The organism is Kitasatospora sp. NPDC002543 (assembly GCF_053594915.1).
Genome location: NZ_JBSFWR010000190.1, coordinates 1 through 6,721, shown reverse-complemented (window position 1 = coordinate 6,721; position 6,721 = coordinate 1). Strand labels below are relative to the sequence as shown.

The following is a 6,721-nucleotide window of genomic DNA, read 5'->3' as shown; positions in this document are numbered from 1 at the left end:
GCCGGAGGCTGGGGGCCATTGGCGACCGACGACAACGCGGCGAGGTGCGTGCCCCGGCGTCGCACGCCCGGCGGGAATTGTCAGACACGCCCTAGACCAGGCAGCGGCCGATGACCAGCTCCGGACGGATCCGGATGCGGACCGTGCCGCCCGGGCCCGCCGCCCGGGCGGCCGGACGGACCTGGGCGCGGCCGAGGACGGTGACGAACCAACCGGAGCCGTCCCGGCCGTCCACCTCGTCGGCCTCGAAGGCGATCACCGCGCCGTCCACCGCCCGGGCCAGTTCGGAGCCGGCCGGGGCCGAGACCAGCACGCCGCCGGAGGCCAGTCGGAACGGCACCGGCAGGACGGCCGGGAGGGCGTCGACGGTGTAGACCACCCGGCCGACCTCGGCCCGGGCCAGCAGCTCCAGCGAGCGCTTGCGGTCGAGTTCACGGAGTCCGGGAAGGTCGGGGCGCCCGTCGGGGACGGGCCGGGGGGACGGGACGTGGTCACGGTTCATGCGAGCGATGCTCGCCCGGGCCCGGGCCGGGCCGCGAGGGCCGATGGTCCCGGCGGGGCCCGGCGAGGGCCCCTGACCGGCGGACCGTCGGCCCCGGGCCCACGGCCCGTTCGGCCACGAATGGCCACGAATACGCACGGACGGGCATCCCGGCCCCGGACCGGCGGCACGGGGCCCGCCGACGGAACCCATCTGCGGAACCCGCCGGCTCGGGCCCGCTTCAGGCCCGCCGGCTCAGAACCGGCCGGAGCGCGGCGTCGAGGACTGCGCGGCGGCGGACTGGCGCAGTTCGGTGGCGATCAGGGCGGCCTGCACCCGCCGCTCGACGCCGAGCTTGGCGAGCAGCCGCGACACGTGGTTCTTGACGGTCTTCTCGGCGAGGTACAGCCGCTCGCCGATCTGCCGGTTGGTCAGGCCCTCGCCGATCAGTTCGAGGACCTCCTGCTCGCGCGCGGTCAGCCCCGGCCCGGTGGTGACGGGCTGGGCGGGCTCGGCGTCGCTGCGCAGCCGGTTCAGCAGGCGGGTCGCGGCGCCGGGGTCGAGCATCGAGCGCCCGGAGGCGACGGTGCGGACGGCGGCGACCAGGTCGGTCCCGCTGATCTGCTTGAGCACGTAGCCGGCGGCGCCCGCCATGACGGCGTCCAGCAGCGCCTCCTCGTCGTCGAAGGAGGTCAGCATCAGGCAGGCCAGCCCGGGCATCCGGGAGCGCAGCTCACGGCAGACCGAGACGCCGTCGCCGTCGCCCAGCCGGACGTCCAGCACGGCCACGTCGGGCCGCAGCGCGGGCACCCGGACGAGCGCCTGCTCGGCCGTCGCCGCCTCCCCGACCACCTCCAGGTCCGGCTCGCCGTCCAGCAGGTCGTGCACCCCGCGGCGCACCACCTCGTGGTCGTCCAGCAGGAACACCCGGACCGGTGCCGAGGCCTCGGCACCCTCCGTCTTGGTCGCCATCTCGCGGCTCCACCTTCGTCAACCCCCGCACACTCCCAGCGGGGCCCAGGGCATCATCCCCCGGGAACGGCCGCGGGCCCAGGGCCCAACGGCCCCATTGGGACCGGGCCACTGGACCCGCCACCCGCCACGGCCCGTCGGGGCGCCTCAGCGCCCCTGCCGCCGGACGCTCCCCAGCCCCATCAGCAGGAAGGCGAGCGCGACGCCCGCGCCGCTGACCGCCGCCAGCGCCACCCGGGGCACGACCTCGCCGCCGCCCGACAGCAGGATGGCCGCCGCGCCGAGCGAGGCGACGGCCGCGCCCACCACCAGCCACCCGGCCAGGGCCGGGGCCGGCCGCCGGTCGGAGCGCGGGGCGGGCCCGGCGTCCAGGGCGGCCCAGCGGGCCGCGGTCTCCCGCACCTCCCGGCGGCGGTCCCACAGGGCCCGCAGCCGCAGCGCCGTGCCGCCGACCAGTCCGGCGAGCGCGACCTGGGCGGCGGGCCGCCAGTCCGTCAGGACGAGCAGCAGCCCGCCCGCGAGTGCGAGCCCGGCCCACCACAGCACGCAGGCCGCGGCGGCCGTGCGGGTGGAGCGGGGCCGGTCGGCGCCGGCCTGGAGGTCGGCGATGGCGGGCAGGTACCAGACACAGCCGCTCGCGGTGAGGGCGGCGGTGCCGATGGCGAGAACGGTGTGGTTCACGACCCGGCCTTCCTGGTCACGAAGGGGTGGGAGGGGGAGGGGAGTTCGGGGCGGAGGAGCCGTCCCCGCCCGCCCGGGGGCAGCGACGCGGGCGGGGACGGCGTTCACGGGGTGGTCAGCCCTCGGTGGGCCCGGCGGACGGGCTCTTGGCGGCGAGGGCCGCGGCGGACGCCCGGTCCGACCGGCTCAGCGGCCGGTCGTACTTCGCCGGTTCCACGTCGCCCAGGTGCGTGGCGGGCTTGCCGCTGTGCACCAGGACGTCCCGGGCCGCGATGTCCGGGTGGTGGAGGTCGAAGGCCGGGGATTCGGAGCGGATCCGCGGCAGCTTGACGAAGTTGTGCCGCGGCGGCGGGCAGGAGGTCGCCCACTCCAGCGAGCGGCCCCAGCCCCACGGGTCGTCCTCGGTGACCCTCTCGCCGTACTTGGCGGTCTTCCAGACGTTGTAGAGGAACGGCAGGATCGACAGGCCGAGCAGGAACGAGCCGATGGTGGAGACGGTGTTCAGGGTGGTGAAGCCGTCCGCGGCCAGGTAGTCGGCGTAGCGGCGGGGCATGCCCTGGGCGCCGAGCCAGTGCTGGACCAGGAAGGTCGCGTGGAAACCGACGGTCAGCGTCCAGAAGGTGATCCGGCCGAGCCGCTCGTCGAGCTTCTTGCCGGTCATCTTCGGCCACCAGAAGTGGAAGCCGGCGAACATCGCGTAGACCACCGTGCCGAACAGCGTGTAGTGGAAGTGCGCGACCACGAAGTAGGAGTCGGAGACGTGGAAGTCGATCGGCGGGGCCGCCAGCAGCACGCCGGTCAGGCCGCCGAACAGGAAGGTGACCAGGAAGCCGACCGTCCAGAGCATCGGGGTCTCGAAGCTCAGTGAGCCCTTCCACATGGTGCCGACCCAGTTGAAGAACTTCACCCCGGTCGGGACGGCGATCAGGAAGGTCATGAAGGAGAAGAACGGCAACAGGACCTGCCCTGTGACGTACATGTGGTGCGCCCACACCGTCACGGAGAGGCCGGCGATCGCGATGGTGGCCGCGATCAGGCCGGAGTAACCGAACATCGGCTTGCGGCTGAACACCGGGATGACCTCGGAGACGATGCCGAAGAACGGCAGCGCCAGGATGTACACCTCGGGATGGCCGAAGAACCAGAACAGGTGCTGCCAGAGCATCGCCCCGCCGTTGGCCGGGTCGAAGACGTGCGAGCCGAACTTGCGGTCGCACTCCAGCGCCAGCAGCGCGGCGGCCAGCACCGGGAAGACCAGCAGCACCAGCAGCGAGGTGAGCAGGACGTTCCAGCAGAAGATGGACATCCGGAACATGGTCATTCCGGGTGCGCGCATGCAGATGATGGTGGTGATGAAGTTGACCGCGCCGAAGATGCTGCCGAAGCCGGACAGCGTCACGCCCATGATCCACATGTCGGCGCCGACACCGGGCGAGTGGATCGCGTCGGACAGCGGCGCGTAGAGGAACCAGCCGAAGTCGGCGGCGCCCTGCGGGGTCGCGAAGCCGGCCGCGGCGATCAGCGAGCCGAACATGAACAGCCAGTAGGACAGCATGTTCAGGCGCGGGAACGCGACGTCCGGCGCGCCGAGCTGGAGCGGCATGATCCAGTTGGCGAAGCCGGTGAACAGCGGCATGGCGAAGAGCAGCAGCATCACCGAACCGTGCATGGTGAAGGCCTGGTTGAACTGCTCGTTGGAGAGGATCTGCGTTCCGGGCCGGGCGAGTTCGGCGCGCATGACCAGGGCGAGGATGCCGCCGATCAGGAAGAACGCGAACGACGACACCAGGTACATGGTGCCGATCGTCTTGTGGTCGGTGGTGGTCAGCATTCTGACCAGGGCCGAACCGGGCCTCCTGGGCCTGGCCGCCCCCGGGGGGAGGGCCGTCGGCGGTGAGGTGGGGTCGCCCTGTGCCTGGGTGGCGCTCAAGGACGCACTTCCTTCGGAACGTCGTGCGAATGGATGGCGATCCATGATCCGAACAGGGCGCCTCCGCACCCCAGGGCCCTTCGGCCCGCCGGCCCGGGGCCGCTGGGCCCGAGTTCCCGGGCCCCGACCGGGACCTCCCGACCGCGCACCCGGGACCTCCTGACCGGTCGTCGGGCGGCCGCCCGCACCGCGCACCGGCCGCTCGTCCGCCGTGCGCCGACCGTCCGCGCCGCGCACCGGCCGTTCGTCCGCCGTGCGCGCCGACCGCTCGGGCCGCGCTCGCCACGGCGCGGAGCCCCGGTCGAGAACCGCCGGAACGCGCCCCTCCCCGCCGGCCCGTCCCCCGGCCGGACGGCGCCCCGCGAAGCGCCCGCCCGCCCGCTCCGGCCGGGCCCCGGGCACCGCGCCCGACCTGCCGGGACGCCGCCCGCACGGCCGTACGAAGGGCACCCTCCGCCGCGTCCGCCGACGCCCCGGTCGGGTGCCCGGCGTGACCGGACCCGGTCGATTCCGTGCCCTTCAGCGCCGATCGGCCGTCAAGTAGCCTGCGCCCACGCCGCACCGCTCCACCGTTCCGCCGCTCCGCCGTTCCCGCCGTTCCCGCCGTGGCCGACGCCCCGGCCACGGCCGAAGTGCCGCACCGCCGCACTGCCGCCGCCCACGCCCCGGAGGTACGCCGATGCCCCTGGCCCAGCCCGTCGCCCCCGCCCGGCTGCGCTTCGCCGTCCTCGGCCCCCTGGCCGGCGAGGCCGGCGGCCGCCCCCTGGCCCTCGGACCGCTGAAGCAGCGGCTGGTCCTGGCCGTCCTGCTGAGCCGGGCCAACACCGCCGTGCCGGTCGACCTGCTCACCGACGCGGTCTGGCCCGAGGAGCCGCCGCGCACCGCCCGGAAGAACCTCCAGGTGTACATCTGCACCCTGCGCACCCTGCTCGGCCGCGAGGACGGACCCGACCGGCTGGTGCACTCGGCCGCCGGCTACCAGCTGCGGGCCGCCGAGCCCGAACTGGACCTGCTCCGCTTCCGCGCCCTCGCCCGGGCCGGCCGGGCCGCCGCCGACGGCGGAGCGCTCGCCCCCGCCGCCCGGCTGCTGCGCCAGGCCCTCGACCTCTGGCAGGGCCCGCCGCTCGCCGACCTGCGCTGCTCCCCCGCCGTCCAGGCCGAGGCCGACCGGCTGGAGGCCCGCTGCCTGGGCGTCCACGAGGACTGGGCGGAGACCGAGTTGGAGCTCGGCAACGCCGGCGCCGTGGCCGAGGACCTGGCCGAGCTCGCCGAACGCCACCCGCTGCGCGAACGCCTCCAGGCCGCCCGGATGAACGCCCTCCACCTCTCCGGCCGCCAGGCCGAGGCGCTCGCCGTCTACGACACCCACCGGCAACTGCTAGCAAGGGAGTTGGGCCTGGAGCCGAGCCCGGCACTGACCGCCCGCTACCGCGAGCTGCTCGCCCGCGGCCGCTCCCGGACCACCGCCGCCCGTTCGGAGCGCGGCACTCCCCCGCCCGGCGCCCTGCTGCCCGCCGACACCGCCGACTTCACCGGCAGATCCGACGAACTGCGCGACCTCGTCGAGGAGTTGGGCGACGGAGGCAGACGCGTGGCGGTGCTCTCCGGCCCGGCCGGCAGCGGCAAGACCGCACTCGCCGTGCACGCCGGCCACCTGCTCGCCGACCGCTTCCCGGACGGCCGGGTGCTGGTCCGGCTGCGCACCGAGGACGGCGCCGCCCGCCCGCTGCCCGAGGTGCTCGCCGAACTCGCCGCCCTCACCGGCCGCCCGGGCGCCCCGACTTCGCCTCCCCCAGGGACCGTTCGGCCCGGCCACGGCCCCGGCCCCGGCCCCGGCCACGGCGACCCGGCGCAGGCCGCCGCGCTCTGGCGGGCCTCGCTCGCCGGGCGCCGGCTGCTGCTCATCCTGGACGACGCCCCCGGCGAGGCCGTTGTCCGCGAACTGCTGCCGGGCTTCGGCCCGAGCGCCGTGCTGGTCACCTCCCGCAGCCAACTGGCCGGCCTCGCCTCGGTACGCCGCATCGCCGTCCCGCCGTTCGCCCCCGCCGAGGCCCTGGACCTGCTCGGCCGCATCGTCGGCACCGGCCGGACCGGCGCCGACCGCGCGGCCGCCGCCCGGATCGTCGCCGCCTGCGGGCTGCTGCCGCTCGCCGTACGGGTCGCGGGCACCCGGCTGGCCGTGCTGCGCCACCTCCCGCTCGCCGAGTACGCGGCCCGGCTGGAGGACCCGGCGGGCGCCCTGGACGAGCTGGTCGCCGGGGACGTCACCGTCCGCGCCCGGCTGGACTCCGGCTGGCACGACCTCACCGACCAGGGCCGGCTGGCCCTGGCCCGGCTCGCCGCCCTGCCGCTCGCCCTGCTCTTCACCCTCCCGGAGGCCGCCGCCGCCCTCGGCCGGCCCGAGCGGCTCGCCCTGCGCATCCTGGAGGCGCTCACCGACACCGGGGCGGTCACCTCCCCCACCGGCGAGGTGACCGCCCACGCGGCGCTGTACGCCCTGCCCCGGCTCACCCACCTGCACGCCCGGGAGCACGCGGTGCAGGCAGTGGGGACCGTCGGGGGCTAGGGCCAATGCCGGTGACTTTGTGGTCCATGCCTCGTTGGTCGTGGTGTGGCGAGGGTGGGGCAGGTCAAGTCGCCTGCGGGTGAGCGGTTGT

Annotated in this window: 5 protein-coding genes; 1 reads left to right on the top strand and 4 read right to left on the bottom strand. The window is 75.5% G+C overall.

Annotated features, from left to right (window positions below; all coding sequences use genetic code 11):
- Positions 1-91: 91 nt before the first annotated feature.
- The 4 genes from ACWD4P_RS37615 to ctaD all read right to left on the bottom strand — a co-directional run bounded on the left by ACWD4P_RS37615 (position 92) and on the right by ctaD (position 4,064).
- On the bottom strand, positions 92-502 hold the full coding sequence (locus ACWD4P_RS37615; RefSeq protein WP_359827738.1) for a pyridoxamine 5'-phosphate oxidase family protein: 411 nt from the start codon (positions 500-502) through the stop codon (positions 92-94).
- Positions 503-736: 234 nt separating this feature from the next.
- Positions 737-1,453 carry a response regulator transcription factor gene (locus tag ACWD4P_RS37610; RefSeq protein ID WP_359827737.1) on the bottom strand — a complete coding sequence of 239 codons (717 nt, stop codon included), beginning with the start codon at positions 1,451-1,453 and terminating at the stop codon, positions 737-739.
- A 147-nt stretch (positions 1,454-1,600) separates the two neighbouring features.
- Entirely contained in the window at positions 1,601-2,134 is a 534-nt protein-coding gene (locus ACWD4P_RS37605; protein WP_449782738.1) for a hypothetical protein, read from the bottom strand.
- Positions 2,135-2,249: 115 nt separating this feature from the next.
- A complete protein-coding gene (gene ctaD / locus ACWD4P_RS37600) occupies positions 2,250-4,064 on the bottom strand; it encodes an aa3-type cytochrome oxidase subunit I (RefSeq protein WP_449782737.1) in 1,815 nt (604 codons plus the stop codon).
- A gap of 679 nt (positions 4,065-4,743) precedes the next feature.
- Here ctaD and ACWD4P_RS37595 point away from each other — a divergent pair.
- A complete protein-coding gene (locus ACWD4P_RS37595; RefSeq protein WP_449782736.1) occupies positions 4,744-6,630 on the top strand; it encodes a BTAD domain-containing putative transcriptional regulator in 1,887 nt (628 codons plus the stop codon).
- The last annotated feature ends 91 nt before the right edge of the window (positions 6,631-6,721 follow it).